At 70.4% G+C, this 25,477-nt stretch carries 28 protein-coding genes; 17 read left to right on the forward strand and 11 right to left on the reverse strand.

Features of this window, described 5'->3' with window-relative positions; translation table 11 throughout:
- Positions 1-42 precede the first annotated feature (42 nt).
- From DFH01_RS12445 to radC, 13 genes are all read left to right on the forward strand, one after another.
- Positions 43-783 carry a glycerophosphodiester phosphodiesterase gene (locus DFH01_RS12445; RefSeq protein WP_109870731.1) on the forward strand — a complete coding sequence of 247 codons (741 nt, stop codon included), beginning with the start codon at positions 43-45 and terminating at the stop codon, positions 781-783.
- Positions 784-861: 78 nt separating this feature from the next.
- Positions 862-1,671, forward strand: coding sequence for an ABC transporter ATP-binding protein (locus tag DFH01_RS12450; RefSeq protein ID WP_109870732.1), 810 nt, complete (start codon positions 862-864; stop codon positions 1,669-1,671).
- 64 nt (positions 1,672-1,735) lie between these two features.
- Positions 1,736-3,643: an AMP-binding protein gene (locus DFH01_RS12455; RefSeq protein ID WP_109870733.1), complete on the forward strand. Its 1,908-nt coding sequence runs from the start codon at positions 1,736-1,738 to the stop codon at positions 3,641-3,643.
- Positions 3,644-3,648: 5 nt separating this feature from the next.
- Entirely contained in the window at positions 3,649-4,542 is an 894-nt protein-coding gene (locus tag DFH01_RS12460) for a branched-chain amino acid ABC transporter permease (RefSeq protein ID WP_109870734.1), read from the forward strand.
- A 6-nt stretch (positions 4,543-4,548) separates the two neighbouring features.
- Positions 4,549-5,622, forward strand: coding sequence for a branched-chain amino acid ABC transporter permease (locus tag DFH01_RS12465; RefSeq protein ID WP_109870735.1), 1,074 nt, complete (start codon positions 4,549-4,551; stop codon positions 5,620-5,622).
- 23 nt (positions 5,623-5,645) lie between these two features.
- Entirely contained in the window at positions 5,646-7,112 is a 1,467-nt protein-coding gene (locus DFH01_RS28725) for an ABC transporter substrate-binding protein (RefSeq protein WP_233256079.1), read from the forward strand.
- Positions 7,109-7,948, forward strand: coding sequence for an ABC transporter ATP-binding protein (locus tag DFH01_RS12480; RefSeq protein ID WP_109870736.1), 840 nt, complete (start codon positions 7,109-7,111; stop codon positions 7,946-7,948). The genes DFH01_RS28725 and DFH01_RS12480 overlap by 4 nt, the downstream gene beginning before the upstream one ends.
- A complete protein-coding gene (locus tag DFH01_RS12485) occupies positions 7,945-9,174 on the forward strand; it encodes a phenylacetate--CoA ligase family protein (RefSeq protein ID WP_109870737.1) in 1,230 nt (409 codons plus the stop codon). The genes DFH01_RS12480 and DFH01_RS12485 overlap by 4 nt, the downstream gene beginning before the upstream one ends.
- A 145-nt stretch (positions 9,175-9,319) precedes the next feature.
- A complete protein-coding gene (locus DFH01_RS12490; protein ID WP_109870738.1) occupies positions 9,320-10,924 on the forward strand; it encodes an acyl-CoA synthetase in 1,605 nt (534 codons plus the stop codon).
- 6 nt (positions 10,925-10,930) lie between these two features.
- Positions 10,931-12,103, forward strand: coding sequence for an isovaleryl-CoA dehydrogenase (locus tag DFH01_RS12495; RefSeq protein WP_109870739.1), 1,173 nt, complete (start codon positions 10,931-10,933; stop codon positions 12,101-12,103).
- A gap of 76 nt (positions 12,104-12,179) precedes the next feature.
- A complete protein-coding gene (locus tag DFH01_RS12500) occupies positions 12,180-12,596 on the forward strand; it encodes a rhodanese-like domain-containing protein (RefSeq protein WP_109870740.1) in 417 nt (138 codons plus the stop codon).
- Entirely contained in the window at positions 12,596-13,060 is a 465-nt protein-coding gene (locus DFH01_RS12505) for a DUF3237 domain-containing protein (protein ID WP_109870741.1), read from the forward strand. The genes DFH01_RS12500 and DFH01_RS12505 overlap by 1 nt, the downstream gene beginning before the upstream one ends.
- A 133-nt stretch (positions 13,061-13,193) precedes the next feature.
- Positions 13,194-14,060 carry a RadC family protein gene (radC, locus tag DFH01_RS12510; protein WP_109870742.1) on the forward strand — a complete coding sequence of 289 codons (867 nt, stop codon included), beginning with the start codon at positions 13,194-13,196 and terminating at the stop codon, positions 14,058-14,060.
- A gap of 9 nt (positions 14,061-14,069) precedes the next feature.
- On the opposite strand, the gene DFH01_RS12515 is transcribed toward radC, so the two are convergent.
- The 3 genes from DFH01_RS12515 to DFH01_RS12525 all read right to left on the reverse strand — a co-directional run bounded on the left by DFH01_RS12515 (position 14,070) and on the right by DFH01_RS12525 (position 16,420).
- Positions 14,070-14,744: an amino acid ABC transporter permease gene (locus DFH01_RS12515; protein ID WP_109870743.1), complete on the reverse strand. Its 675-nt coding sequence runs from the start codon at positions 14,742-14,744 to the stop codon at positions 14,070-14,072.
- Positions 14,745-14,747: 3 nt separating this feature from the next.
- Positions 14,748-15,428, reverse strand: a complete 681-nt coding sequence (locus tag DFH01_RS12520) for an amino acid ABC transporter permease (RefSeq protein WP_109870744.1) — start codon at positions 15,426-15,428, stop codon at positions 14,748-14,750.
- A 155-nt stretch (positions 15,429-15,583) separates the two neighbouring features.
- On the reverse strand, positions 15,584-16,420 hold the full coding sequence (locus tag DFH01_RS12525) for a transporter substrate-binding domain-containing protein (RefSeq protein ID WP_109870745.1): 837 nt from the start codon (positions 16,418-16,420) through the stop codon (positions 15,584-15,586).
- Positions 16,421-16,615: 195 nt separating this feature from the next.
- Here DFH01_RS12525 and DFH01_RS12530 point away from each other — a divergent pair, with 195 nt between their 5' ends.
- Positions 16,616-16,813, forward strand: coding sequence for a hypothetical protein (locus DFH01_RS12530; RefSeq protein ID WP_109870746.1), 198 nt, complete (start codon positions 16,616-16,618; stop codon positions 16,811-16,813).
- Positions 16,814-16,857: 44 nt separating this feature from the next.
- On the opposite strand, the gene DFH01_RS12535 is transcribed toward DFH01_RS12530, so the two are convergent.
- The 5 genes from DFH01_RS12535 to DFH01_RS12555 form a co-directional block, all read right to left on the reverse strand.
- Positions 16,858-17,538: a hypothetical protein gene (locus tag DFH01_RS12535; protein WP_109870747.1), complete on the reverse strand. Its 681-nt coding sequence runs from the start codon at positions 17,536-17,538 to the stop codon at positions 16,858-16,860.
- 49 nt (positions 17,539-17,587) lie between these two features.
- Positions 17,588-18,685: an S-methyl-5-thioribose-1-phosphate isomerase gene (gene mtnA / locus DFH01_RS12540; RefSeq protein ID WP_109870748.1), complete on the reverse strand. Its 1,098-nt coding sequence runs from the start codon at positions 18,683-18,685 to the stop codon at positions 17,588-17,590.
- A gap of 52 nt (positions 18,686-18,737) precedes the next feature.
- Positions 18,738-19,205, reverse strand: a complete 468-nt coding sequence (locus DFH01_RS12545) for a UPF0262 family protein (protein ID WP_109870749.1) — start codon at positions 19,203-19,205, stop codon at positions 18,738-18,740.
- A 9-nt stretch (positions 19,206-19,214) separates the two neighbouring features.
- Complete coding sequence (locus DFH01_RS12550; RefSeq protein ID WP_109870750.1) at positions 19,215-19,643, reverse strand: DUF983 domain-containing protein; 429 nt, start codon at positions 19,641-19,643, stop codon at positions 19,215-19,217.
- 186 nt (positions 19,644-19,829) lie between these two features.
- On the reverse strand, positions 19,830-20,639 hold the full coding sequence (locus DFH01_RS12555; protein ID WP_109870751.1) for a maleate cis-trans isomerase family protein: 810 nt from the start codon (positions 20,637-20,639) through the stop codon (positions 19,830-19,832).
- Between the two features lie 48 nt (positions 20,640-20,687).
- Between DFH01_RS12555 and DFH01_RS12560 the strand changes: the two genes are divergently transcribed.
- The gene (locus DFH01_RS12560; protein ID WP_109870752.1) at positions 20,688-21,362 is read left to right on the forward strand and encodes an aspartate/glutamate racemase family protein; all 675 of its coding nucleotides are present in this window, start codon (positions 20,688-20,690) and stop codon (positions 21,360-21,362) included.
- Positions 21,359-21,781: a tetratricopeptide repeat protein gene (locus DFH01_RS12565; protein ID WP_109870753.1), complete on the forward strand. Its 423-nt coding sequence runs from the start codon at positions 21,359-21,361 to the stop codon at positions 21,779-21,781. The genes DFH01_RS12560 and DFH01_RS12565 overlap by 4 nt, the downstream gene beginning before the upstream one ends.
- Positions 21,782-21,848: 67 nt before the next feature.
- Here DFH01_RS12565 and DFH01_RS12570 read toward each other — a convergent pair whose 3' ends face one another.
- The 3 genes from DFH01_RS12570 to DFH01_RS12580 are packed head-to-tail and all read right to left on the reverse strand — an operon-like array spanning position 21,849 to position 24,599.
- Positions 21,849-22,943, reverse strand: a complete 1,095-nt coding sequence (locus tag DFH01_RS12570) for a class I SAM-dependent methyltransferase (RefSeq protein WP_109870754.1) — start codon at positions 22,941-22,943, stop codon at positions 21,849-21,851.
- A gap of 31 nt (positions 22,944-22,974) precedes the next feature.
- Complete coding sequence (locus tag DFH01_RS12575; RefSeq protein WP_109870755.1) at positions 22,975-23,700, reverse strand: haloacid dehalogenase type II; 726 nt, start codon at positions 23,698-23,700, stop codon at positions 22,975-22,977.
- Positions 23,700-24,599 (reverse strand): isocitrate lyase/PEP mutase family protein, encoded by a 900-nt coding sequence (locus tag DFH01_RS12580; protein ID WP_109870756.1) that lies wholly within the window; start codon positions 24,597-24,599, stop codon positions 23,700-23,702. Before DFH01_RS12580 ends, DFH01_RS12575 begins: the two co-directional genes overlap by 1 nt.
- 62 nt (positions 24,600-24,661) lie before the next feature.
- Here DFH01_RS12580 and DFH01_RS12585 point away from each other — a divergent pair, with 62 nt between their 5' ends.
- The gene (locus DFH01_RS12585) at positions 24,662-25,414 is read left to right on the forward strand and encodes an SDR family oxidoreductase (RefSeq protein WP_109870757.1); all 753 of its coding nucleotides are present in this window, start codon (positions 24,662-24,664) and stop codon (positions 25,412-25,414) included.
- The last annotated feature ends 63 nt before the right edge of the window (positions 25,415-25,477 follow it).

The following is a 25,477-nucleotide window of genomic DNA, read 5'->3' on the forward strand; positions in this document are numbered from 1 at the left end:
GGCTTCTGGATTTGCCGACCCGGCCGGTCCAGGATGCCGCGCATGACCGCTCGCACGCTGATCGCCGCGCATCGCGGCGGCTTGTTCCTGTGGCCCGAGAACAGCGCCATGGCGTTCCGGGAAGCCGCCCGCCTGCCGATCGAGCAGGCCGAGTGCGACGTCCACATGACCGCCGATGGCGAGGTGGTGGTGATGCACGACGCCACCCTCGACCGCACCACCGACGCCTCCGGCCCCGTCGCGGTGCGCAGCGCCGCGCAGCTTCGCCAGGTGCGCGTCCGCGGCACCGCCGGCGAGCCACCGCCAAGCCTTGCGGACTACCTGGCCATCCTGGCGCCCACCCCGGTGGCGCCGCGGATCGAGATCAAGTCCGATGCCGCGCGCCGGCCCTATCCCGGGATCGTCGCGCGCACCCTCGCCGCGCTGGACCAGGCGGGGCAGCGCCGGCGAAGCTGGATCATCGGCTTCAACGCCGACACCATGGCCGAGGCGCAGGCCGCGGGCGGCCTCGCCGGCGTGGCCTGGCTGGTGGAGATTCCGACACTGATGGACATCGGCGTGGAGGGGATCCTGGCGGTCGCCCGCCGCCACGGCTTCGCCGAACTCGGTATGACGACCGGCGTGCTGGACGCGGAGCTGATCGGTCGGCTGCGCGGCGCCGGCTTCGGCGTCGGGACCTGGGGGGCCAATCACGAGGCTTCCATCCGCCGGACGCTCGATCTCGGCGTTGACATCTTCGCCACCGACGACCCGCCTCTCGCGATCCGGCTCCGCGGCGGCTGAACGCCCGTTGCGGCCCGCGCGCCGCCACCGCTAGACTTGCCCCCAAGACCATAACGTAACGACGGGGAGCATGTCCGCGTGGCGGAAGAGGCGCCGATCCTCGCAGCCGAGCATGTCAGCCTGCGCTTCGGCGGCGTGCGGGCGCTGACCGACGTCTCCTTCTCCGTCCGGCGCGGGGAGATCTTCTCGATCATCGGGCCGAACGGCGCGGGCAAGACCTCCATGGTCAACTGCGTCTCCGGCCGCTACCGGCCGACCGAGGGGCGCGTGCTGTTCGAAGGGCAGGACATCACGCGGCTCGGCCCGAACCGGCGCGCCAGCCTCGGCATCGGCCGCACCTTCCAGAACCTGGCGCTGTTCGGCCACATGAGCGTGCTGGACAACATCATGGTCGGCCGCCACCACCTGCTGAAGACCGGCCTGCTGCGCGGCATGCTCTACTGGTTCGGCGGCGCGCAGAAGGAGGAGCTGGAGCACCGCCGCGAGGTCGAGGAGATCATCGACTTCCTGGAGATCCAGCACGTCCGCAAGGCGCCGGCCGGCACGCTGCCCTATGGCCTGCGCAAGCGCGTGGAGTTGGCGCGCGCCGTCGCGGTGCGGCCGCGGCTGATCCTGCTGGACGAACCGATGGCGGGCATGAACCTCGAGGAGAAGGAGGACATGGCCCGCTTCATCGTGGACCTCAACGAGGAATGGGGCATGACCGTGCTCATGATCGAGCACGACATGGGCGTGGTGATGGACATCTCCCACCGCGTCATGGTGCTCGACTTCGGGCGCAGGATCGCGGAGGGCCAGCCGGAGGAGGTCCTGGCCGATCCGCATGTGAGGCGCGCCTATCTCGGCGAAGCCGACGAGGTGACTCAGCCGGCGGAGGAGGTCGTTTGAGCCCGCATGCGATGACCGCAGGGCGCAGCGGCGGCACGCCGCGAGCAGCAGAGGTCTGAATCGCATGCGCGAAGATGCGCTCGACACGCTGCCGAAGCTGCTGGCGCACAACGCGGCGCAGCACGGCGGCGAGGTCGCGCTGCGGGAGAAGCAGTTCGGCATCTGGCGCAGCCTGACCTGGGCCGAGCATCAGGAGCGCACCCGCTGCATCGCGCTCGGCCTGCGCTGGCTCGGCGTGGGAGAGGGCGATGTCGTCGGGCTGATCGGCGACAACCGGCCCGAATGGGTGATGGGCGAGATCGCGGCGCATGCCGTGCGCGCGCGGTCCCTCGGCATCTATCGTGACGCGCTGGATGACGAGGTGGCCTATCTCCTCGAATTCGCAGGCGCTCGCCTGGTCTTCGCCGAGGACGAGGAGCAGGTGGACAAGCTGCTCAACATCAGCGACCGCGTGAAGACGCTGCAGCACATCGTCTATGCCGATCCGCGCGGCATGCGGAAATACGACGACCCGCGCCTGCTGCCGCTGGAAACGCTGATCAGGTCCGGCCTGGAACTGGGGCTGCAGCAGCCGCGCCTGTATGACGAGATGGTGGCGGCGACGCGGGGCGAGGACATCGCCATTCTCTGCACCACCTCCGGCACCACGGCGCGGCCGAAGCTCGCCATGCTGACCGGCGGCGCGCTGATCCGGCATTGCCGATCCTACCTGAAGGCCGATCCGAAGGGGCCGCAGGACGAATACGTCTCGGTCCTGCCGCTGCCCTGGATCATGGAGCAGATCTACGTCCTCGGCTGGGGCCTCATCTCCCGCATGAAGGTCAACTTCGTCGAGGAGCCCGAGACGATGATGGCCGACTTCCGGGAGATCGGGCCCACCTTCGTGCTCTTCGCGCCGCGCGTGTGGGAGGCGCTGGCTGCGGAGGTGCGCGCGAAGGTGATGGACGCGTCGCCCTTCAAGCGGCGCATGTTCGACCTCGGCATGAAGATGGGGCTGGAGGCGGTGGCGCAGGGCCGCCGCTCGGCGGCGGCCGATGCGCTGCTGTTCCGCGCGCTGCGCGACCGGCTCGGCTTCTCCCGCCTCACTTCCGCGGCGACCGGCGGCGCGGCACTCGGGCCGGACACCTTCCGCTTCTTCCAGGCCATGGGCGTGCCGCTGCGCCAGCTCTACGGCCAGACCGAGCTGCTCGGCGCCTATACGCTGCATCGCGCGAACGAGGTGGACTTCGACAGCGTTGGCGTGGTGTTCGACGACAGCATCGAGTTGCGCATCGACGAGCCGGATGCGAACGGCGTGGGCGAGATCGTGACGCGCCACCCCAACATGTTTGCGGGCTATCTCGGCGTGAACGACAACCCGGACCTGCGCGGGGGCTGGCTGCACACGGGCGATGCCGGATATGTCGCGAAGTCCGGCCAGCTCGTGGTGATCGACCGCATCAAGGACATCGCCGAGACCTCCGGCGGCGACCGGTTCAGCCCGCAATACATCGAGAACAAGCTGAAATTCTCGCCCTATGTCGCCGAGGCCGTGGTGCTGGGCGCGGGCAAGCCGCACCTGGCCGCGATGATCTGCATCCGCTTTCCGATCGTGTCGAAATGGGCCGAACGCAGCCGGATCGCCTTCACGACCTATTCCGACCTCTCGGCCAAGCCGCAGGTGCTGGAGCTGCTTCGGGCGGAGGTGGAGAAGGTCAACGCCACGCTCCCCCTGGCGCAGCAGCTTCGCGACTTCGTGCTGCTCTACAAGGAATTGGACGCCGACGATGAGGAACTCACGCGCACGCGCAAGGTGCGCCGCGGCGTCATCGCGCAGAAGTACGGCGACATCATCGAGGCGATCTATCGCGGCGACCCCGCGATCCCGGTGGACACCACCATCGCCTTCCAGGACGGTACGAAGCAGCGCATCCGCACCACGCTGACGGTGGCACGTCTTGGCGCGGGGCGTGCGGCGATGGCGGCGGAGTAGGGCCCATGGATCTCACGCTGCTGTTCCAGCTCACGCTCAACGGCCTGATCGTCGGCGCGCTCTACGGCGTCGTCGCGATGAGCTTCGTGCTGATCTACAAGGCGTCGCAGGTGGTGAACTTCGCGCAGGGCGAGTTCCTGCTGGTCGGCGCCTGGGTCTGCTGGTGGTTCCTGACGGAGTGGCAACTGCCGTTCTGGCTCGGCTTCCTGTTCACCCTCGCCTTCATGACCGTCTTCGGCCTGGTGTTGCAGGTCGTGGTGCTGCGCCCGCTGATCGGCGAGCCGGTGATCAGCGTGATCATGGCGACGATCGGCCTCGGCATCTTCTTCCAGGCGTTGATGAAGTGGATCTTCGGCGTCTTCGCCAAGCCCTTCCCGCCGATCTTCGAGACGGAGCGCGTCAGCGTGCTGGGGCTGGACGTGCAGACGGTCTATCTCGCCAGCCTCGGCATCTCGCTGCTGATCATGCTGGGCTTCGCCTGGTTCTTCACCAGCTCCAAGCACGGCTTGGCGATGCGCGCCACCGCCTTCGACCAGCAGGTGGCGCAATCCCTCGGCGTCTCCGTGCCCAAGGTCTTCGCCATGTCCTGGGCCATCTCCGCCGTGGTGTCCGCGGTCGCCGGCGTGGTGGTCGGCGTGGTGAACGGCGTCTCCTCCGCGCTGTCCTTCTATGGCATCAAGGTGTTCCCGGCGGTCATCCTCGGCGGGTTGGATTCGATCCTGGGCGCGGTGCTCGGCGGCGTCATCATCGGCCTGCTGGAGAACTGGGCGCACTACCTGGACAGCCAGTGGCTGAACTGGGGCAACATGTTCCAGATCGCGCCCTTCTACGCGCTGGTGCTGATCCTGCTGCTGAAGCCGTACGGCCTGTTCGGCACGAAAAACATCGAGCGGGTCTGAGCGGACATGGCCACCGTCTCCCTGCTGCCTGCCGGCGACTACCGCACGACCTACCGCGCCGACACCACGATCTTCCCAACGCGCAACAGCCGGATCGCGCTGTGGCTCGGCATCGCGCTGGTCGCCGCCTCGCCACTCTTCTTCGGCCGGTACGAGCTCTCGCTGCTGATCAACATCGGCATCCTGGGGATTGCCGCGCTCGGCCTGAACATCCTCGTCGGTTTTACCGGCCAGATCAGCATCGGTCATGCCGCCTTCTTCGGCGTCGGCGCCTTCGCCTCCGCTTGGCTGCATGACAGATTCCTCATCCCAGTCTGGGCCTGCATCCCGCTTGCCGGCCTCATCACAGCGGTGGTCGGCATCGTCTTCGGCGCGCCGGCGGCGCGGCTGAAGGGCCTCTACCTCGCCATCGCGACGCTCGCCGCGCAGTTCATCCTGGAGGATTTCTTCGCCCGCTCCGCCTGGTTCACCGGCGGCGTCGCCGGCCGCATCACCGAACCGCTGACGCTGTTCGGCTTCGCCTTCGACCGCGAGGAAAGCTACCTCTACGTCGTCCTCTTCTACGTCGTCCTGATGTACCTGGCGGCGGCGAACCTGATGCGCACGCGCGATGGCCGCGCCCTGGTCGCGGTGCGGGACCACTATCTCTCCGCCGAGATCATGGGCATCAACCTGGCCTATTACCGCACGCTCAGCTTCGGCATCGCCAGCCTTTATGCCGGCATCGGCGGCGCGCTCTACGCGCACTACCTGATGTTCGTCAGCGTGGAGGCGTTCAACATCCTCTTCTCCATCCAGTTCCTCGGCATGGTGATCATCGGCGGCCTCGGCAGCATCATGGGCAGCCTGATGGGCGCGGCCTTCATGGTGCTGCTGCCGGAGGTGGTGCAGACTGCGGCCGAGGCCCTCGCGGGCGGCGCGATCGATCGCGCGCTGAAGCTCGGCGCCTCCATCTCCTATCTGCGGGAGATGGCGATCGGCGCCGCGATCATCGCCTTCCTGATCTTCGAGCCGGACGGCCTCGCGCATCGCTGGCGTCTGGTGAAGGCGTATTGGAAACTCTACCCGTACTCGCACTGAACGACATGGGAGGATACCGAGAGATGCTCACCCGGAAGACCATGCTGGCCGCCGCGGGCGCGCTGGCGATCGCAGCACCTGCCGCCGCCCAGCCGATCCCGGTCGGGCACCTCATGGACAATTCCGGCGCCACCAGCGATGTCGGCGTGCCCTATGGCCAGGGTGTGTCGGACGCGCTGCGCTGGGTGAACGCCACGCGCAACGGCGTCGCGGGCCGCCAGCTCAACGTGCTTGGCTTCGACTATGGCTACCAGGCGCCGCGCGCCGTGAGCCAGTACCAGGCCTGGTCGCGCCAGAACGTCGTCGCCATCCAGGGCTGGGGCACCGCGGATACCGAGGCGCTGGTGCGCTTCGTCACGCGCGACCGCATCCCCTACATCTCCGGCTCCTACTCCGCCGCGTTGACCGATGCCGGCGGGCAGAGCGGGCGGCAGGGCGTGGAGGCCGCGCCCTACAACTTCTTCTACGGCCCGTCCTACTCCGATGCGCTGCGGGGGATGCTGATCTGGGCCAAGCAGGATTGGGAGAGCCGCGGCCAGCAGGGCCGGCCGAAATACGTCCACATGGGCGCCAACCATCCCTACCCGAATTCGCCGAAGGAAGCCGGCGAGACGCTGGCGCGCGAACTCGGCTTCGATGTGCTGCCGGCGATCCAGTTCGCGCTGACGCCGGGCGACTACACCGCGCAGTGCCTCACGCTGCGCCAGCAGGGCGCGAACTACGCCTATCTTGGCAACACGGCGGGCTCCAACATCTCCGTCCTGCGCGCCTGCCAGACCGCGGGTGTGCAGGTGCAGTTCCTCGGCAATGTCTGGGGCATGGACGAGAACGCGATGAAGGCGGCCGGCACCGCGGCCAACGGCGTGGTCTTCCCGGTGCGCACCGATGCCACGTGGGGCGAGATCACCGGCCAAGTTCAGCCTCCCGCACCTGAACGCAGTGCCGGCGTGAGAGGGGCACTTGCCGCACTGCGCCGCGCACAGGAAGCATTGCGTCCCGTAGACGGCAGTGCGGAGCTGGTCGGCGACATCGAGCGCGCCATCGCTGCGCTGGAGGCCGAGCCTCTTCCGGCGCCTCCCGCACCGCCGGCTGGCCTTGCCCTGCTGCGCGAGATCAGCCGCATCTCCGACCAGGCCGGCAACGCCTATCGCCCGGTCCACTATCTCGCCGGCGTCTGCGCCGCGATGCTGATGGTGGAGGCGATGGACACGGCGGCGGCGAATGGCGGCCAGATCACCGGCGTCCGCATCCGCGATGGGTTCTACGCGCGGCAGAACTGGGTGCCGGCCGGCTTCGACGGCGTCTGCGTGCCCTCCACCTTTACCGCGACCGACCATCGCGGCACTCTGCGCGTCGGCCTCTATCGCGCGCGCGTGACCGGCGACACTTCCCAGGGCACGGTGGGTGAGCTGATGCAGGCCGGGACTATGCGGCTTGAGCCGGTTACGACCATCACGCTTGATCGCCGCGCCGACTGGCTCGGCTGGTGAGCGAGGCCGCGACCCTCGACAGCAAGGCTCCCCCGTCAGCGGGGGAGCCGCCGCTGCTGGAAGTCAACAACATCGAGGTCGTGTACAGCGACGTGATCCTGGTGCTGCGCGGGCTTTCCCTCGCGGTGCCGAAGGGCAGGATCGTGGCGCTGCTCGGCGCCAACGGCGCCGGCAAGTCCACCACGCTGAAGGCCATCTCCGGCCTGCTGAAGTCCGAGGAAGGCGAGGTCACGCGCGGCGACATCCGCTTCGCGGGCGAGCGCATCAACGGCGTCGAGGCGCACCAGATCGTGCGCAAGGGCATCTTCCAGGTGATGGAGGGCCGCCGCATCGTCGCAGACATGACCGCGCTGGAGAATCTGCGCCTCGGCGCCTTCACGCGCAGCGACGGCGAGGTGAAGCGCGACATCGACATGGTCTACTCCTATTTCCCGCGCCTGAAGGAACGCACGGGCCTCGCGGGCTATCTCTCCGGCGGCGAGCAGCAGATGCTCGCCATCGGCCGCGCGCTGATGGCGCGGCCGAAGCTGATCCTGATGGACGAGCCTTCCATGGGCCTGTCGCCGCTGCTGGTGAAGGAGGTCTTCGGCATCATCCGCCGGCTGAACGAAGAGCTCGGCATCACCATCCTGCTGGTCGAGCAGAACGCCCGCATGGCGCTCTCCGTCGCCAGCTACGGCTATGTGATGGAGCAGGGGAAGGTCGTGCTGGACGGCACGGCGGAGGCGCTGGCGAACAACGAGGATGTGAAGGAGTTCTACCTCGGTGGCCATGGCGCGGATCGCAAATCCTTCCGCAACCTGAAATCCTACAAGCGGCGGAAACGCTGGCTATGACGAACCACTACGATGGCCTGGAGACGCGCAGCGCCTCGGCCCGCGCGGCCGCACTGACCGTCGCCTTGCCGCATGCGATCGCGCGCGCGCAGCGCTCAGCCGCCTATCACGACCTTCTGCACGATGTGGACGCGGCCGGCGTCGTGGACCTCGAGGTGCTGTCGCATCTGCCGGTCACGCGGAAGTCGGAGCTGATCCGGCTGCAGGCGGAAGCTCCGCCGCTCGGCGGCTTCAATGTCACGCCGCTGTGCGACCTTGCGCGCGTCTTCTCCTCGCCGGGCCCGATCCATGAGGCGCAGGCGGAGGGCACCGATCCGTGGCGCTTCGCCCGCGCGCTGCACGCCACCGGGCTGCGCCGTGGCATGCTGCTGCACAATTGCTTCGCCTATCACTTCACGCCTGCTGGCTTCATGCTGGATTTCGGAGCCCGCGCGCTCGGCTGCCCGGTCTTTCCCGCCGGTCCCGGCAACACGGAAGCGCAGGCCCGTGCCGCGGCGCATCTCCGTCCTGTCTGCTATGCCGGCACGCCGGAATACCTGAAGGCGATCCTGGAAGCCGGCGACGCGCTCGGCCTCGACCTGTCCAGCCTCAGGCTCGGTCATGTGACGGGCGGCGCCTACCTGCCGGCGCTGCGGTCCTTCTACGCCGATCGAGGCCTGACCGTGCTGCAGAGCTACGGCACTGCCGATCTCGGCCTCATCGCCTATGAGTCAGAGGCCCGCGAAGGGCTGATCGTGGACGAGGCCGTGGTGGTGGAGATCGTCCGCCCCGGCACCGGCGATCCCGTGCCGGAAGGCGAGGTGGGCGAGGTGCTGGTGACGCTGCTCGACAGCCCCGACCCGCTGATCCGCTTCGCCACCGGCGACCTCTCCGCGATCCTTCCCGGCCAGTCTCCCTGCGGCCGAACCAACGCGCGCATCAGGGGCTGGATGGGCCGCGCCGACCAGGCGACGAAGGTGCGCGGCCTGTTCGTCCGGCCGGAGCAGGTGGCGGAGGTGATGCGCGCGCATCCGGGTCTTGGCCGCGCACGCCTCGTGGTAGGCAGCGCGGAGGGCAAGGACACGATGGTGCTGCGCGTGGAGACGCCGGTGCGGGACGCCGCGCTGGTCGAGAGCCTCGCGAAGTCTCTGCAGGGCATCACGCGCCTGCGCGGCGAGGTGCGGCTGGAAGAACCCGGCGCGCTGCCGAACGATGGCAAGGTGATCGAGGATACGAGGGCGGGGTGACGGCATCGGGTCGGCACGCTCCGTCGCGCCCCCACCCCAACCCTCCCCCGCGTCGCAGGGGAGGGAGCAGCATGCGCCTCTTCTCCCTCCCCCGAATGCGGGGGAGGGTCGGGGTGGGGGCCGCGCGGCCTGCCCTGAACAACGCATGACCGCGCTTCTCCCACCGGCCGCAACCTACGCTGACCTGCGCGACGCCTTCCGCTGGCGCATCCCCGCCGCCTGCAACATCGCAGAGGAAGCCTGCGATCGCTGGGTCGGCTCCGGCCGCACTGCGCTGATCCATCTGCACGATTCCGGCGCGGTGGAACGAATCACCTTCGACGAACTGCACCGCCGCGCCTGCCGCCTCGCGAATGTTCTCGAAGCCCAGGGCGTCGCGCGCGGCGACCGCATCGGCGTGCTGTTGCCGCAATGCCCGGAGGCCGCCGTCGCGCATCTCGCCACCTACCGCATGGGCGCGATTGCGGTGCCGCTGTTCCTGCTGTTCGGCACGGACGCGCTGGAATACCGGCTGGCCGATTGCGCCGCCGCCGCGCTCATCACCGACGAAGCCGGGCTCGCCAAGATCGAGCCGATCCGCAATCGCCTGCCCGCGCTGCGTTGCGTGCTCGCCCCCGACCTCGCCGCGCAGATGGCGCGCGCGAAGGATACGCATGCCCGCGCCGCGACAGGCGCCGACGATCCCGCGCTGATCATCTACACCTCCGGCACCACGGGCAGCCCGAAGGGTGCGCTGCATGGCCATCGCGTGCTGCGCGGCCATCTGCCCGGCGTCGAGTTGCCGCAGGAGCGCTTCCCGCAGCAAGGTGACCTGTTCTGGACCCCGGCCGACTGGGCCTGGATCGGCGGCCTGCTCGACGTGCTGCTGCCCAGCCTGTTCCACGGCGTGCCCGTGTTGGCGCACCGCATGCAGAAATTCGATCCGGAACACGCCTTCGCCCTGATGGCGCGGCACGACGTCCGCAACGCCTTCCTGCCGCCGACGGCGCTGAAGATGATGCGCGGCGTGCCCGATCCCGCGCGCTTCGGCCAACGGCTGCGCAGCATCGGCTCCGGCGGGGAGACGCTGGGGGCGGAGATCCTGGAATGGGGCCGCACGGCCTTCGGCCTGACCATCAACGAGTTCTACGGCCAGACCGAGTGCAACCTCGTCGTCTCCAACTGCGCCGGCCTCTTCCCGGTGAAGCCCGGCAGCATGGGCCGCGCCGTGCCCGGCCACGATGTCGCCATCCTGGACGACGAAGGGCGCGAAGCGCCGCCGGGCACCGAGGGTGCCATCGCCATCCGCGCGCCCGACCCGGTCATGTTCCTCGGCTACTGGAACCGTCCTGACGCCACGCGCGAAAAATTCCGCGGCGACTGGCTCGTCACCGGCGATCGCGGCATCGCGGACGAGGAGGGATACCTCACCTTCCTCGGGCGCGACGACGACGTGATCACCTCCGCCGGCTACCGCATCGGCCCCGGCGAGGTGGAGGATTTCCTTCTGTCCCATCCCGCCGTGCAGGCGGTTGCCGTGATCGGCCTGCCCGATCCGCTGCGCACGGAGCGCGTCACGGCCGTGATCGTGCCGAAGCCGGGGATCACGCCGGACACCGCGCTGGCGCGCGACATCCAGGATTTCGTCCGCACCCGCCTTGCCGCGCATCTCTACCCGCGCCAGGTGGAGTTCACCGACGCCTTGCCGCAGACCGCCACCGGCAAGATCATGCGGGGCGTTCTGCGCCAGCAATACGCCGCGAAGGAGTAGTCCGCGATGGCCGCCAACCAGATGCCCATGCTCGACCATGAGCTCGGCGACGCGATCGACGCGCTGCGCGACACCACCCGCGCCTTCGCCGATGAGAGGATCGCGCCGCTCGCCGCCGAGATCGACCGCACCGACGAGTTCCCGCGCCATCTCTGGCCCGAGATGGGCGCCCTCGGCCTGCACGGCATCACCGTGCCGGAGGCGTATGGCGGCTCCGACATGGGGTATCTCGCGCATACCGTCGCGATGGAGGAGGTCAGCCGCGCTTCCGCCTCCGTCGGCCTCTCCTACGGCGCGCATTCCAATCTCTGCGTCAACCAGATCCGCATCAACGGCACCGAGGAACAGCGCCGCCGCTACCTGCCCAAGCTCGTCTCCGGCGAGCATCTCGGCGCGCTGGCCATGTCGGAGCCCGGCGCGGGATCGGATGTGGTCTCGATGAAGCTGCGCGCCGAGAAGCGCGGCGACCGCTACATCCTGAACGGCACCAAGCTCTGGATCACCAACGCGCATTACGCCGAGACGATGGTGGTCTACGCCAAGACCGATCCCGATGCCGGCCCGAAGGGCATCACCGCCTTCATCGTCGAGCGCGGTTTCCGCGGGTTCCGTCCGGCGCAGAAGCTCGACAAGCTCGGCATGCGCGGCAGCCCCACCAGCGAGCTCGTCTTCGAGGATTGCGAGGTACCGGCCGAGAACGTGCTGGGCCAGGTGAATGGCGGCGTGCGCGTGCTGATGTCGGGGCTCGACTACGAACGCGCGGTGCTCGCCGCCGGCCCGCTCGGCATCCTGCAGGCCTGCCTTGACCTCGTCGTGCCCTACATCCACGACCGCAAGCAGTTCGGCCAGTCCATCGGCGAATTCCAGTTCATCCAGGGCAAGGTCGCGGACATGTACACCGCGCTGAACGCCGCCCGCGCCTATGTCTATGCCGTCGCCCGCGCCTGCGACCGCGGCCGGGGCAGCCGCAAGGACGCCGCCGGCGCCATTCTCTTCGCCGCGGAGGCCGCGACGAAGGCGGCGCTCGATGCCATCCAGATCCTGGGCGGCAACGGCTACATCAACGAATACCCGGCCGGCCGCCTGCTGCGCGACGCGAAGCTCTACGAGATCGGCGCCGGCACCAGCGAGATCCGCCGCCTGCTGATCGGCCGCGAGATCTTCCGGGAGACGGCGTGAACGCCCTATCGCCCGCTTGCGGGGACGCAAAGGGTAGGGGAAACCAAGGCCCGAACGGCAGACAGGAGACCCCCTCATGACCGGCGTGCCCGATGTCAGCCCCCGCGCCACCTGGCAGGAACTCGCGCAGGACCAGGACGCGATGCTGGTGGATGTGCGCACCGACGCGGAATGGAACTTCGTCGGCGTGCCCGACCTCTCCTCGGTCGGCAAGCAGACCGTGCTGATCCCCTGGCAACTCTATCCCTCGATGCAGGTGAACGGCGCCTTCACCGAGCATCTGCACCGCGCCGGCGCCACGCCGGAGACGAAACTCTATTTCATCTGCCGCTCCGGCGCGCGCTCGCTTGCCGCCGGGCAGGCGGCGCAGGCGGCGGGCTTCCCGCACGCCTTCAACGTCGCCGACGGCTTCGAGGGGCCGGTGGATGCCGAAGGCCATCGCGGCGCCATCGCCGGCTGGAAGGCCGATGGCCTGCCCTGGAGACAGCGCTGATGCCCACGCCCCTGCCGCTGAATGCGGATTTCCTCTTCCGCATGGAGATCGAGGTCGAGCCCGGCCCGTCCTATCCGACGCCGCTCGGCGAGCGCCGCCTCGGCCTGGTGAAGAGCGGGCGCTTCCATGGCCCGGTCGCGAACGGCGTGGTGCTGCCGGGCGGCGCCGACTGGATGACGCATGGCGCGGACGGCGCCACGCGCCTCGATGTGCGCGCCATGCTGCGGGCCGAGGACGGGCAGGTGATCGGCATCACCTACACCGGCATCCGCGCCGGCGCGCCGGAGGTGCTGGCGAAGCTCGCGGCCGGCGAGGCGGTGGACCCCTCCGCCTACTACATGCGCACCGCCATCCGCTTCGAGACCGGGCCGGGCCCGTTGGAATACCTCAACCGCGTCCTGGCCGTCGCGATCGGCCAGCGGCCGCCGCAAGGGCCGATCTACGACGTCTACGCGATCCTCTGATCCGCCCTGTCGCCGCCCGGCAGTGACCAACCGAAAGTTGATTATTGCCGCTTGCATCAATCCTCGGTAGAAGCTCGAAACCGTATACCGGGGAGTTTCGGGCAGGGTGGGGCTCGGAGGCCTGCTGAGAGGGATGTTTGGCCGCTCGTCGCCACCGGGCGATGACGCGGCCTGGACGCCCGCCCCGCATCCGGCCGAGACGGCGCGCGGCTTCGCGGAAGGCGGCGCCGCCCTGCCGCTTTCGCCCGCCGCCTCCTCCGGCTTCACCCGGGCCGTGCCGCCACCCTCAGGCGCCGCAGACGCCGGCGCCGATCTTCCCTTTCCCAGCACCGGCCCGCATGGCCATCGCGCGCGCATGCGCGACAAGCTGCTCACCCGCGGCCCGGGCGCGCTCGCCGACTACGAGCTGCTGGAGATGCTGCTCTTCCTCGCCATGCCCAAGGGCGACACCAAGCCTCTGGCCAAGTCGCTCATCAACCGCTTCGGCAGCTTCGCCCGCGTGCTGGCCGCGCCGCAGCCCGAATTGCTGGCGACCCGCGGCCTCGGCCCGCATTCCGTCGCCGCGCTCAAGCTGGTGCAGGCCGCGGCGCTGCGCATGCAGCAGGCCGAGCTGATCGAGGCGCCGGTGCTCAACAACTGGGACCGGCTGATGGCCTATCTGAACGCCGCGCTCTCGCGCGAGCGGGTGGAGCAGTTCCGCGTGCTGTTCCTGGACACGCGCAATCGCCTGCTCGCGGACGAGGCGCAGGCGCGCGGCACGGTGAACCACACGCCGGTCTACCCGCGTGAGGTGGTGAAGCGCGCGCTGGACCTGCACGCAACGGCGCTGATCCTGGTGCACAACCACCCCTCCGGCGATCCCACGCCCTCGGCCGCGGATGTCGAGATGACGAAGGAGGTGAAGCGGGCAGGGGCCGTGCTCTCCATCGTGCTGCACGACCACGTCATCATCGGCAACGGGCGCTGGTTCAGTTTTCGGCGCGAAGGCCTGCTGGACTGAACTCGTCCTTCACCGACGCCCCGCCAACTGCCGGTTCTCGAGCCGGGACAGCAGCCGCACGAAGGGCCAGAGCAGCACGAAGTAGGCCATCGCCGCGACCACGATGGGTGTCGCGTTGAAGGTGATGCTCTGCGCCTGGCGCGCCTGGAACAGCAGTTCGGGCATGGCCACCACGCTGGCGACGGAGGTCAGCTTCACCACCTCCAGCGTGTTGCCCACCAGATCCGGCAGCACGTTCCGCACCGCCTGCGGCAGCACGATGAACAGCCATATCTGCCAGGGCCGGAGGCCGAGTGCGCGCCCCGCTTCCCGCTGGCCCGCCGGCACAGCCTCGATGCCGGCGCGCAGGATCTCGGCATAGTAGGCGCCGGTGTTCAGCATGAAGGCGATCGACACCGCCCCCCAGGCGCCGAGGTCGAGCCCCGCGAAGGGCAGCCCCGCATAGAGCAGGATCAGCAGCACAAGCGGCGGGATCGCGCGGAAGATGTCGATCAGCACCACCAGCGGCCAGCGCAGCCAGGGCTCCCGCCGGGTGGAGAGCAGCGCGAAGCCGAAGCCGGCGCCGAGCCCGAGCGGCACCACCAGCGCCGAGAGCAGCAGCGTCTGCTGCAGCCCCATCCAGAGGATCGGCAGCGCCGCGACGGCGATCTCGATGTTGAAGAAGGCCTCGGCGAACTCGCTCATCGCTCAGCGGCGCCAGGCGAAGCGCGTCTCGATCCAGCGGCCGAGCACCACGACGGGGAAGAACAGCACGAGATAGGCAAGGGCGCCGAGCATCAGCGGCGTCGGGTTGCCGGAGAAGGCCATCGCCGACTGCGCCGCGCCCAGGATCTCGGACACCGCGACGACGGAGCCAAGCGCCGTGCCCTTGGTGATCGCGATGGTGCGGTTGGTCAGCGGCGGAATGGCGATCCGGATCGCCTGCGGCAGCACGATCTTCCGCAGCGTCGGCAGGAAATGCAGGCCGAGCGCGCGGCCCGCCTCCCACTGCCCCTTCGGCACCGCGCAGATGGACCCCCAGAAGATCTCCTCGGCGAAGGCCATCAGCACCAGCGTCAGCGCGAGCCAGGTGGCGGCGAAGCCGGAGAAGCCGATGCCCGCCGCGGGCAGGCCGAAATAGATCAGCACGATCAGCACCAGCGGCGGCAGCGCGCGGAACAGGTCCACGACGAAGATGATGGCCCAGTTCAGCGGCCGGATGGCGAGCGTGCGCAGCACCGCCAGCAGCAGCCCGAGCGCCAGCCCGCTCACGATGATCAGCGCCGCAAGAGCGATGGTGACGCCGAGCCCTTCCAGGATCTTCGGCCAGTATTCCGCCGCGACCCGTGCGTTCAGGAAGGTGAACGCGAACCCTTCCCAGCCGGTCATGTGGCCATGCCCTCAGACGCCGGGCGCGACCTCCGGTCGCTTGGCTTCGCGCAGGCTACGGGCGTGCTGCTCATCGCTGGTGGTCTGTGCGCGGCGGCCATTCGGCCGCTCGGCCCGCCTGAAGTGCGGCGGGCCGCCTGCACCATACCTTCGTCTCAGCACCGCGGCTCGCGCGGGGTCGGGTCGTAGCCGGGCAGGCCGGGCACGCCGGTGCCGGGGAAGACGGTGTTCTCGGCGTCGTCGGCGGCCGGCGCCACGCCGAACCACTGCTGCGACAAGCGCGCGATGGTGCCGTCCTTCTTCATGCACTCGAGCGCGTTCTCCAGCTCCACGCGCATCGCCGTCGCGCCCATCGGCAGCGGCGCCGACCAATGCGCCCGCGTCTCCCGGATCACGAAGTCGGGCACGAATTGCGGAGCGCGCGTCGCGGCGTAGCGCACCACCGTGTTGCCGCCGAGATTCGCATAGGCGCGGCCGCTCACCACCGCCTGCACCGCATCGGGCTGGGTGTCGTAGGTCTGCACCGTGAAGCCGTAGCGCGCGGCGTTCTGCTGCGCCCAGGCGTCGTAGGCGCTGCCCTTGTTCACGCTGATCGCCTTGCCGCGCAGGTCGTCCAGGCTGGTGATCGGCGCGGAGCCACGGCGGATGCCGAACTGGAAGGCGGTGTAGAGGTAGCCCTCGGTGAACAGCATGTTCGCCGCCCGCTCTGCGGTCGCCGTGGTCGGCGCGCAGAGGAAGTCGTAGCGCCCCGCATTCATCGCCGGGATCAGGCCGGAGAAGCTGGCGCTGTCCACCACGAGCTCGCGCCCCATGCGCTTCGCGGCCTCGCGGAACAGGTCCACGTTGAAGCCCTGAACGCCGCCCTGCAGTGTCGGGAAGGCATGCGGTGCGAAGGTGCCGTCCACCGCGCAGCGGAGCGGCGGCTGTCCCTGCGCCAGGGCCGGCCCCGCCAGGGCCAGAGAAAGAAGTGCCGCGGTGAAGCTGCGCCGCATCGTTGTCTCCCTGTTCACGAACAGCGCCGCACCATTCCATCCCCCCGGCGGCAGCGCCACGCGCCCCAGCTTGAAATTACGCAGAATTCACACGCTACGCGCCACAATCCGGCCTTTTCCGCGTCGCTTGCCTGCCCCTGTGCCTGCGTAGAAGGCACAGCATCGCAGGACGCTTTTGCCATGGAACACGTCGGAATGCCGCGTATCGCACTCGGACTCGTCGTCCTCGGTCTCGTCTCCGTGCTTCTCACCGTGCTGCTGGTGATGGGCGACGCGACGCTGCCGGGTTTCCTGCCGCCCTTCGCGGCGGCGCTGCTCGCGGGCCTGGGCGGCCTGGCGCTCGTCTGCGGCCTCTGGTTGCTGGAGCCGGGGCGCGACAAGCTCTCGGCCTGAGGTCCGAGCAGTCCTGAGCCTGGCCGCTGGACAGGCGGGTCCGATCAGCCCGCCTCGCGCACCAGCGTGGCGAGGCGCGTCGCCGCGGCCTCCAGGCTCCGGATCAGCGCCTCATAGGCCTCGGTCACCTCGGTCAGCCGCCCGATCTCGGCCTTGGTGACGGGCGGGGGCAGGGCGGCCAGCTCCTCATAGATCCCGACGCGCGCGTGGAAGCCGCGCATCAGCGCGGCCCAGCTGGCATCGAGGATCGCTTCGCTGCGCTCGGCCTGCATGTCCTTCAGGATGGCCGCGGCCGCGCCGCCGGCTTCGGTCATCGCCTTGCGCAGCCGCGCCCAGGAGGCGTCGAGCCGCGCGTCATGGTCCGCCTGGGTGGGCACGGGCAGCCCGCGGCTCCGGTTCGCGGCGAAGGCACGTTCCAGTGCCGCCGTGCGGGCCGCCGGATCCAGCAGGTCGGAACGCGAATGCAGCCGCGCCGTCTCTGCCCACTCGCGCAGATAGTCGGCAAGGCTCCGCCGGACGGAGCTGTTCATGATCATCTGGAACCGCGTGACCTCGGCATGCAGGTCCAGCAGCCGGCTGCGCAACTGCCGCGCCTTCAACGCGTCGTAGCCGGCAGTGCCGGTGCGCGCGGCATGCGCCACGCCATCCACCAGCCCGGTCACCAGCCCGCTGGTCTGGCGCACCACCGCGGCCAGACCCTCCAGCGTCACCAGCGCAGCCGACATCCGCCTCTCCGCGATCCGCCGCGATTATGCCGCCCGCTTGCGGAGGGCGTCACGCCTTCTCGGGATAGAGGGCGCGCAGCCCGGCCTCGCTGGCCTCGGTCCGGCCGCGCTCGGTGATCAGGCCGGTCACCAGCCGGGCAGGGGTGACGTCGAAGGCCGGGTTGGCGGCCGGGCTGCCTTCCGCCACCACGCGGATCGTCTCGATCCGGCCATCGGCGGCGCGCCCGGTCAGGTCGGTCACCTCGGCCTCCGCCCGCTCCTCGATCGGGATCTCCGCCACGCCGTCGCGCGCGCGCATGTCGAGCGTGGAATGCGGCAGCGCCACCCAGAAGGGCACCCCGTTGTCCTTCGCGGCCAGCGCCTTGAGGTAGGTGCCGATCTTGTTCGCCACATCGCCCTGGCGGGTCACGCGGTCGGTGCCGACGATGCAGATATCCACCTCGCCATGCTGCATCAGGTGCCCGCCCGCGTTGTCGGCGACGACGGTGTGCGGGACGCCGTGCTTCACCAGCTCGAACGCCGTCAGCGCCGCGCCCTGGTTGCGCGGCCGCGTCTCGTCCACCCAGACATGCACGTTCAGCCCTTCGTCATGCGCCTGGAAGATCGGGCTGAGCGCCGTGCCGTAGTCCACCGTGGCCAGCCAGCCCGCGTTGCAATGCGTCAGCACGTTCACGCGCTGGTCGGGGCCCTTGCGCGCGGCGATCTCGCGCAGCAGGGGCAGGCCGTGCTCGCCGATCCTGCGGCAGGTCTCGACATCGTCGTCGCAGATCGCCGCGGCCTCGGCATAGGCGGCGGCCACGCGGTCGGCGGGCGAGAGGTTGTGCAGGGCGGCCCGCATCCGCTCCAGCGCCCAGCGCAGGTTGATCGCGGTCGGCCGCGTCTTCCCCAGCATCTCCACCACGCGGTCGAGATGCGCGGTCGAGGCATCGGCGCGCATCGCCAGTGCCACGCCATAGGCCGCGACGGCGCCGATCAGCGGCGCGCCGCGCGTCTGCATGGTGCGGATGGCATGCGCTGCCTGGTCGGCGTCGGTCAGCCGCAGGATCTCGATGGCCCAGGGCAGCTTCGTCTGGTCGAAGATGCGGACGGACCAGCCGTCGTCCCTGTCCACCCAGACGCTGCGGTAATGGATGCCGTCGATCTTCATGGGCGGAGAGATGCGATGCGCCGGCCGCGAAAGCAACCGGCGAGACCATACCTCAGATCCGCTGGTGCAGCGCGCAGACCAGGGTGAAGAGCCGCCGCGCCGTCTCGAAGTCCAGTTCGACCCGCCCGGCGAGCCGTTCCGTCAGCACCGTCGCGCCTTCGTTGTGAAGGCCTCGCCGGCCCATGTCGATCGCCTGGATCCGCGCCTCCGACCCGCCCTCGGCGACCGCCTTCTCATGGCTCTCCACCACCAGGTGGTAGTCCTTGATCAGCCGGCGGAACGGCCCGAGCGCCAGCACCAGCGCATGCAGCGGCTGGTCGGCCTCGTCGCGGATGTCGAGGATCAGCCGGCCCTCGCGCACCATGATCTGCAGGCCGAAGGGGCCGGCGAGCCCCTTCGGCCGGAACACGTTGCCCGCCAGCAGGTCCTCGACCGCCTGGCGGCGGTCGGCCTCGGCATAGGGGCTCGGCAGGGGCTGCGCATCCGGCAGGACGATCCGGACAAGGTCCCGTTCAGGCATGGGCGAAGGCTAGCGCCCCCCGGGCGGGGCGCCACCATGCTCGTCGCCGGTGAAGCCGAGCCGCATCATCCAGCCCACCGTGGCGCCCTTCACCGGCCGCAGCAGCAGGATGCAGGCGATGGTGAACAGCGGCAGCCACAGCGCCATATGGATCCACATCGCCGGCTGATAGGCCTTCTCGATCCACAGCACCGGCGGCACCAGAAGGTGACCGGCGATGAAGATGGTGAAATAGGGCGGCGCATCATCGGCCCGCAGCCGCCCTAGCGGCGCCCCGCAATGCGAGCAGGCGGGGACGACCTTGAGGTAGCCGTCGAAGACCTTGCCTTCCCCGCAAACGGGGCAGCGGTTGCGCGCGCCGCGCCACACAGCGGTCCAGAAGCTGTCGGGCGGCGAGTAGGGCAAAGCGGGTGCCGAGCGGTCGGGCTCCCAGCGCATGTGGCGTTCCTTCCGGCATTGTCGCCCCGCAGGCCGGGGCAGGGGAGGCGCGGCGGAGGATCCCGCCCGCCCTTCTTCCACCGGAGAGGCAGCGCCGTTGTGCACTGCATCATGGTGCCTGCGCGGCCGCCGATCAAGCTCGGCGGCCGCGCACGGTGGTGCCAGGCCCAACGCCCGACGGCGCCTTCAGGTCAGGGCGAAGAGCCGCCCGGCGCCCGGAATGGCGTCCCTCACGCCCGCGCGCCGCAGCGCGTGCCAGTAGGTGACGGGGTTTGTCGCCAGCACCGGCTTGCCGAGCTCCGCCTCGGCCGCCAGCGCCACCGCGGCGAAGGGCAGGTTGGTGCCGACCTGCACAATCGCCTGCACGTCCGGCCTGTCGAGTTCCCGCACCGCCTCCCGCAGCCGGTCCTCGGTGACGCGCGCGATCGCCGCCGGCCCTGGCGCCCGCAGCCCGAGCACCCGCGGCACGGCGATCCCCGCCTCCTCGAGGAAGGCCACCGCCGCCGCGTCGCCCTTCGGGAAGAAGGGCGTCAGCAGTGCGATCCGGGTGATGCCGAGTGCCACCAGCGCGGCGAGCGTCGCATGGGTCGGCACCGTCACCGGGCAGCCGACCCGCGCCGCGGCCTGGGCCAGCAGCGCATCGCCCGCCGTTCCGCCGCCTGCAAAATTCTCGACCATCACGCCGATCGCCACATGGTCGGGCTGCGCCGGCGCCAGCGTATCCAGCGCATCCATCAGTCCCGCGACCATCGCCGCCCGCACCACCGCCGCATCGGCGTCGGAGGCAACGGCGCGGTCCGGGTTGGCGATGCGGGCCGTCGCGTTCACCACGCCGCGCGGGCGGAGATCCGCCATCTCGGCCTCGGTCGTGACATTGGTGGCGGGCACCACCACGCCCATCAGCAGGCGCTGGGCGAGGGTGGCGCGGGGGTTGAGCTGCGGGGCGTCCATCGCCGCAGCCTGCCAGCCCGCGCCCCGCCCGGCCAGTTCCGGCACGGCCGGCGCTGCTCTATCCTCGGCGCCTGCCCGCCGAAGGACGAGCCCATGGCCGAGCGCATCCTCGTGGTGAACCCGAATTCCAGCCGCAGCTGCACGCAGGGCATCGAGGCCGCGCTCGCCGGCTTCGCCGCCCCCGGCCTGCCGCGCTTCGAGGTCACGCAGCTGGATGACGGCCCGCCGGCCGTGATCACCTGGCGCGACTGGTTTTCCGTCGCCGAGCCGCTCTGCCGCCTGGCGGAGCGCGAAAAGGCAGCAGCCTACGTTATCGCCTGCGTCTCCGACCCCGGCGTGGACGCGGTCCGCACCGTCACGCGCGCGCCGGTCTTCGGGCCGCTGCGCAGCGCCATCGCCGCCGCCATCGCGCGCGCCGACCGCTTCGGCATCATCGCCTTCGCCGAGCCCTCCATCCAACGGCAGCGCCGCGCCCTGGCCGCCATGGGCGTGGAGGCGCGGGTCGCGGGCCACATCCCCATGAACCTCCCGATGGAGGTGCTGACCGACCCCGTCGCGCCCCGCGCCGCGCTCTGCGAGGTCGCCGGCCGGCTGGTCGCCCAGGGCGCCGAGGCGGTGGTGCTCGGTTGCGCCGGCATGGCCGGCCACCGCGCCGCGGTCGAAGCCGCCTGCGGCGTGCCGGTGATCGAGCCCTGCCAGGCCGCGGCGGCGCTGGCGCTGCAGGCGGTGCTGGCGGCCCGCCCGTCGCTCGCGGCCGCCGCCGAATGAGGCGCCTTCTCCCGGCGTTGCTGCTGCTTGCCGGCCCCGCGCTGGCGGTGCTGCCCGAGCCGGATGGCGATCCCGGCGTCGCCGCCGGGAGGCAGGCGATCGAGGTCGGCCGCTACGATCTCGGCCTCGACCTGCTGCGCGATGCGCTCGCCCGCCTGCCGGGCGATCCCGACATCCTGGTCTACATCGCCTTCGCCGAGCGCCGCGCCGGCCGGCCCGAGGCGGCGATGGCCGCCTATGCCCAGGCGCTGGCGGCCGATCCCAACCACCCCGGCGCGCTCGCCTATCAGGGCGCGATGTTCTTGGAAGTCGGCCGCCGCACCGAGGCGGAAGCGAACCTCGCACGGCTGACGGCAAGCTGCGGCACCTGCCCGGAACGCGAGACCCTCGCGCGCGACCTGGCCCGCGCCGCGCATTAGGCGAGGCTTCGCCTCGGCGGGCCGATTCAGACCTTCGGCGCTCCCACCCCTTCGGTCATCGGGCCGCCTAGCCCTTCCGCGCCAGCGCCGCGATGGCCAGCGCGTGGTCCGGCCCGCAGCGGCGGCCCAGGGCGCGCGCGGCCTCGATGAATTCCGGGTCCTCCTCCAGCGGCGCGAAGGCGCTGGACGCGCCGGGCATCGCCCAGCCGAAGGACAGCATCACGCCATCCAGCCGCAGCGGCGTGAGCCCGACCGCCCGCAGCATCCCCGTCAGCTCCTGCACCGACACACCCCCGGCCGGCACCGGCTGGCCCAGCCGGCGCAGCGCGCGCAGCGGCAGGCTGTCCTTGTTCGCCACCGTCAGCATCAGCCGCCCGCCGCGGGCGAGCACCCGCGCCGCCTCGGCCAGCGCCGCGGGCAGGTCAGCCAGCGCATCGGCGCTGTCGAGCATCACCGCGAGATCGAAGCTCGCCTCCGCGAAGCCGAGCCGCGCCGCATCCATCCGCACAAAGTCGAGACCAGGCCGCGCGCCATGCCGCGCCCGCGCCCGCGCCAGCGCATCTTCCGCAACGTCCACCCCGACCAGCCGGGCCGCGCCCGTCAGCAGCTCAACGAGCCGGCCCGCCCCGCAGCCGATGTCGAGCACCGAAAGCCCCTCGGCCGTCCCGAGGTGATCGGCGACGAGCCGGTCCAGCTCCTCCCGATACGCGCGCTCCCGCGCCGTGCCCGGCGCCGGCCCCAAGCCGAGCCAGGGCCGCTGCACCGCCGGGGCCACCGGCGCCGGCGCGCGGCCGCCGCGCCCGGGCGCCAGTTGCGCGAGCGTCGCGCGCAGGGCGCGCACATGGTCGCTCTCGCCCAGGTCCGGCAGGTCGGCCGGGGGCGATGTTGCGAAGATGACGAAGACCTCGTTGCCGAAGACCGGCACCGCATCCTCCGGCAGCGCCGAGAGGAAGGCGGCAGGCACGCGGTCCAGCTCGCCCTTGTGCACCACCACCCAGTCGAAGGCGCGCGGCCGCTCGGCGCGCAGATGCGCGAAGCGCATCGTGCGCGGGACGGCGAAGCGGAAGGGATCGGGCGCCACCAGCCGATGCGCCGGCCTCAGCCGCGCGCGGAGGAAGGCGGCGGCCTCGGCCCAGGGCCGGTCGTCATGCGGGAAGGACATCGCCGGAGTCTCGCGTCGCCGGTGCGGCGGATCAAGCCGGGCAGCCGAGCCTGTCCGCCAGCTCCATCAGGTTCCCCGCCACCACGTCCCAGTCCTCCTCCGCCGTTAGGTTCGTGGTCTGCGCCGGCCCGTGCTCGGTCGCGCGCAGCACGAAGCCGGTGGCGAAGCCGACCTTGCGCGCCGCCGCCAGGTCGTCGTTGTGCGCGGCGACCAGCATGCAGGCCTCGGGCGGCAGGCCGAGGATCTCGGCCGTGTTGAGATAGGCCTTCGGATCGCGCTTATAGGCCCGCGCGACCTCCGCGCCGAGGATCGCGTCCCAGGGCAGGCCAGCACGCTTGGCCATGTTCAGCAGCAGCGCGATGTTGCCGTTCGACAGCGGCGCGATGATGTACTTTTTCTTCAGCCGCGTGAGGCCCGGGATGGAATCCGGCCACGGGTCCAGGCGGTGCCAGGCGCGGTTCAGATGGTCCAGTTCCGCTTCCGGGATACGCGCCGGATCGGCGCCGAGGTCGCGCAGCACGCCCTCGAGGTTCTCCCGGTGCAGCACGTCGAGCCGGGTGAAGGGACGGCGACCGTCGATCACCTCCTTCATCGCGGGCCGGTAGCGCTTGCGCCAGGCATCGGCGAAGCCATGCGCATCCGCCTTGACGCCATGCTTCGCCAGGAAGGGCGCGACGTCCCGCGCGATGCCGTTGCGCCAGTCCACCACCGTGCCGAAGGTGTCGAACAGCAGCGCCTGAACCTGGTCGAGAGCCATCACTCGGCCGCCTTCCGCGGGGGCAGGTTGCCCGCGATCTCGGCCCATTTCCGGTCGAACTCCCAGACCTCCGGGAAGCCCATCAGCTCGCACATCCGCCCGAAACCGTAGGAGGCGTCGGCCGGCAGGTTGTTGGAATGCCCGTCCTTCTTGAGCTGCGCATAGGCGCGCTCGAGCGCCGCCGCCACGGTCAGGAAACCGACGGCCGGGTAGATCGCGATGCGGTAGCCGTATTTGTGCAGCGTCTCGGCCGGCAGGATCGGCGTGCGCCCGCCTTCCACCATGTTGGCAAACAGCGGCTTCCTGATCTGCTTCCCCACCTCGGCCATCTCGGCCTCGGTCTCCGGGCTTTCGATGAAGATCACGTCGGCACCGGCCTCGGCGTAGATCTTCCCGCGCCGGATCGCCTCCTCCAGCCCCAGCGAGGTGCGCGCATCGGTGCGCGCGATGATGAGGAAGTCGGGCGACTTCCGCGTCTCGACGGCGACGCGGATCTTCAGCGCCATCTCCTCGGCCGGGATGACGCGGCGGCCCGGCGTGTGGCCGCACTTCTTCGGCATCTCCTGGTCTTCGAGCTGGATCGCCGTGACGCCCGCGGCCTCGTAGCCCGCGACGGTGTGGCGCACGTTCAGCAGCCCGCCATAGCCCGTGTCCGCATCCGCGATCAGCGGCGTGCGGCAGCCGCGCGCGATGGTGCCCATGCGGGAGACCATGTCGGTGTAGGTGGCAATCCCCGCATCCGCGACGCCGAGATGGGATGCCGTCACGCCGAAGCCGGTGGCGTAGAGCGCTCGAAAGCCCATGCCGTCCGCGACCTTCGCGGAAATCATGTCGAACACGCCGGGGGCCAGGATGAACTCGTTGGCCTCAAGGGCCTGGCGAAGGGAGGGATCGGCCATGTCGTGCTCCTGGTTCCTCGTTTGGCGCGCAGGGAGCATGTTGGCGCGCGGAGGGCAAGGCGATGACCAAGCGACGCGTGATGCTGGTGACCGGCGCGGGGAAGGGGATCGGCGCCGCCGTCGCGCGCCTGGCTGCGGAACGCGGCCATGACCTGGTGCTGACATGGGGCAGCGATCGCGCAGCCGCGGAGGCCACGGCGGAGGCCTGCCGCGCGGCCGGCGCCGCGGTGGAACTCGTGCAGGCCGACGCCGCCGACCCGCATGCCACGACCGCCGCCTTCGCCGCCGGCGACGCCCGCTTCGGCCGGCTCGACGCCTTCGTCGGCAATGCCGGCACCACCGGCCCGGCCTCCTCCTTCCTCGACTCGACCGACGCCACCTGGCGCCGTGTCTTCGAGGTGAACGTCCTCGGCCTCGCCTCCGCCTGCCGGCAGGCGGCGCGGCGCATGGCGACCTCGCGCGGCGGCACCGGGGGCGGGATCGTCATCATCGGCTCCCGCGCGCCAGCCTTCGGCTCGCCCTTCGAATTCGTCCACTACGCCGCCTCCAAGGGCGCGGTGGACCCGATGGTGCGCGGCCTCGCCAAGGAGCTGGTGGGCGAGGGCATCCGCGTGAACGCCGTCGCCCCGGGCATGATCGACACCGCAATCCACGCCTCGGCCGGCGTGCCGGAACGGGTCGCACGCATCGTGCCGACCGTGCCGATGCAGCGCCTGGGCACGCCCGAGGAAGTGGCGGAGGCGGTGCTGTGGCTGCTCTCCGACGCCGCCTCCTACATCACCGGCGCGGTGCTGGACGTCTCCGGCGGTCGTTAGGCTTCTCTTCAGGAACGTCCCGCTTTCCGCGATGACGGCCAGTTCAACTTGGCAAGCCGTGGC

This window comes from Falsiroseomonas bella (assembly GCF_003173615.1).
Lineage (GTDB): Bacteria > Pseudomonadota > Alphaproteobacteria > Acetobacterales > Acetobacteraceae > Falsiroseomonas > Falsiroseomonas bella.

Coding starts and splice junctions, on each gene's coding strand:
- DFH01_RS12550 (WP_109870750.1), bottom strand. CDS start 19,643: ATGCGCTGGGAGCCCGACCGCTCGGCACCCGCTTTGCCCTACTCGCCG.
- DFH01_RS12580 (WP_109870756.1), bottom strand. CDS start 24,599: ATGGCCGATCCCTCCCTTCGCCAGGCCCTTGAGGCCAACGAGTTCATC.
- DFH01_RS12445 (WP_109870731.1), top strand. CDS start 43: ATGACCGCTCGCACGCTGATCGCCGCGCATCGCGGCGGCTTGTTCCTG.
- DFH01_RS12485 (WP_109870737.1), top strand. CDS start 7,945: ATGACGAACCACTACGATGGCCTGGAGACGCGCAGCGCCTCGGCCCGC.
- radC (WP_109870742.1), top strand. CDS start 13,194: ATGTTTGGCCGCTCGTCGCCACCGGGCGATGACGCGGCCTGGACGCCC.
- mtnA (WP_109870748.1), bottom strand. CDS start 18,685: ATGAAGATCGACGGCATCCATTACCGCAGCGTCTGGGTGGACAGGGAC.
- DFH01_RS12575 (WP_109870755.1), bottom strand. CDS start 23,700: ATGGCTCTCGACCAGGTTCAGGCGCTGCTGTTCGACACCTTCGGCACG.
- DFH01_RS12500 (WP_109870740.1), top strand. CDS start 12,180: ATGACCGGCGTGCCCGATGTCAGCCCCCGCGCCACCTGGCAGGAACTC.
- DFH01_RS12570 (WP_109870754.1), bottom strand. CDS start 22,943: ATGTCCTTCCCGCATGACGACCGGCCCTGGGCCGAGGCCGCCGCCTTC.
- DFH01_RS12530 (WP_109870746.1), top strand. CDS start 16,616: ATGCCGCGTATCGCACTCGGACTCGTCGTCCTCGGTCTCGTCTCCGTG.
- DFH01_RS12515 (WP_109870743.1), bottom strand. CDS start 14,744: ATGAGCGAGTTCGCCGAGGCCTTCTTCAACATCGAGATCGCCGTCGCG.
- DFH01_RS12490 (WP_109870738.1), top strand. CDS start 9,320: ATGACCGCGCTTCTCCCACCGGCCGCAACCTACGCTGACCTGCGCGAC.
- DFH01_RS12535 (WP_109870747.1), bottom strand. CDS start 17,538: ATGTCGGCTGCGCTGGTGACGCTGGAGGGTCTGGCCGCGGTGGTGCGC.
- DFH01_RS12460 (WP_109870734.1), top strand. CDS start 3,649: ATGGATCTCACGCTGCTGTTCCAGCTCACGCTCAACGGCCTGATCGTC.
- DFH01_RS12495 (WP_109870739.1), top strand. CDS start 10,931: ATGGCCGCCAACCAGATGCCCATGCTCGACCATGAGCTCGGCGACGCG.
- DFH01_RS12545 (WP_109870749.1), bottom strand. CDS start 19,205: ATGCCTGAACGGGACCTTGTCCGGATCGTCCTGCCGGATGCGCAGCCC.
- DFH01_RS12525 (WP_109870745.1), bottom strand. CDS start 16,420: ATGCGGCGCAGCTTCACCGCGGCACTTCTTTCTCTGGCCCTGGCGGGG.
- DFH01_RS12505 (WP_109870741.1), top strand. CDS start 12,596: ATGCCCACGCCCCTGCCGCTGAATGCGGATTTCCTCTTCCGCATGGAG.
- DFH01_RS12455 (WP_109870733.1), top strand. CDS start 1,736: ATGCGCGAAGATGCGCTCGACACGCTGCCGAAGCTGCTGGCGCACAAC.
- DFH01_RS12465 (WP_109870735.1), top strand. CDS start 4,549: ATGGCCACCGTCTCCCTGCTGCCTGCCGGCGACTACCGCACGACCTAC.
- DFH01_RS12520 (WP_109870744.1), bottom strand. CDS start 15,428: ATGACCGGCTGGGAAGGGTTCGCGTTCACCTTCCTGAACGCACGGGTC.
- DFH01_RS12560 (WP_109870752.1), top strand. CDS start 20,688: ATGGCCGAGCGCATCCTCGTGGTGAACCCGAATTCCAGCCGCAGCTGC.
- DFH01_RS12585 (WP_109870757.1), top strand. CDS start 24,662: ATGACCAAGCGACGCGTGATGCTGGTGACCGGCGCGGGGAAGGGGATC.
- DFH01_RS12565 (WP_109870753.1), top strand. CDS start 21,359: ATGAGGCGCCTTCTCCCGGCGTTGCTGCTGCTTGCCGGCCCCGCGCTG.
- DFH01_RS28725 (WP_233256079.1), top strand. CDS start 5,646: ATGCTCACCCGGAAGACCATGCTGGCCGCCGCGGGCGCGCTGGCGATC.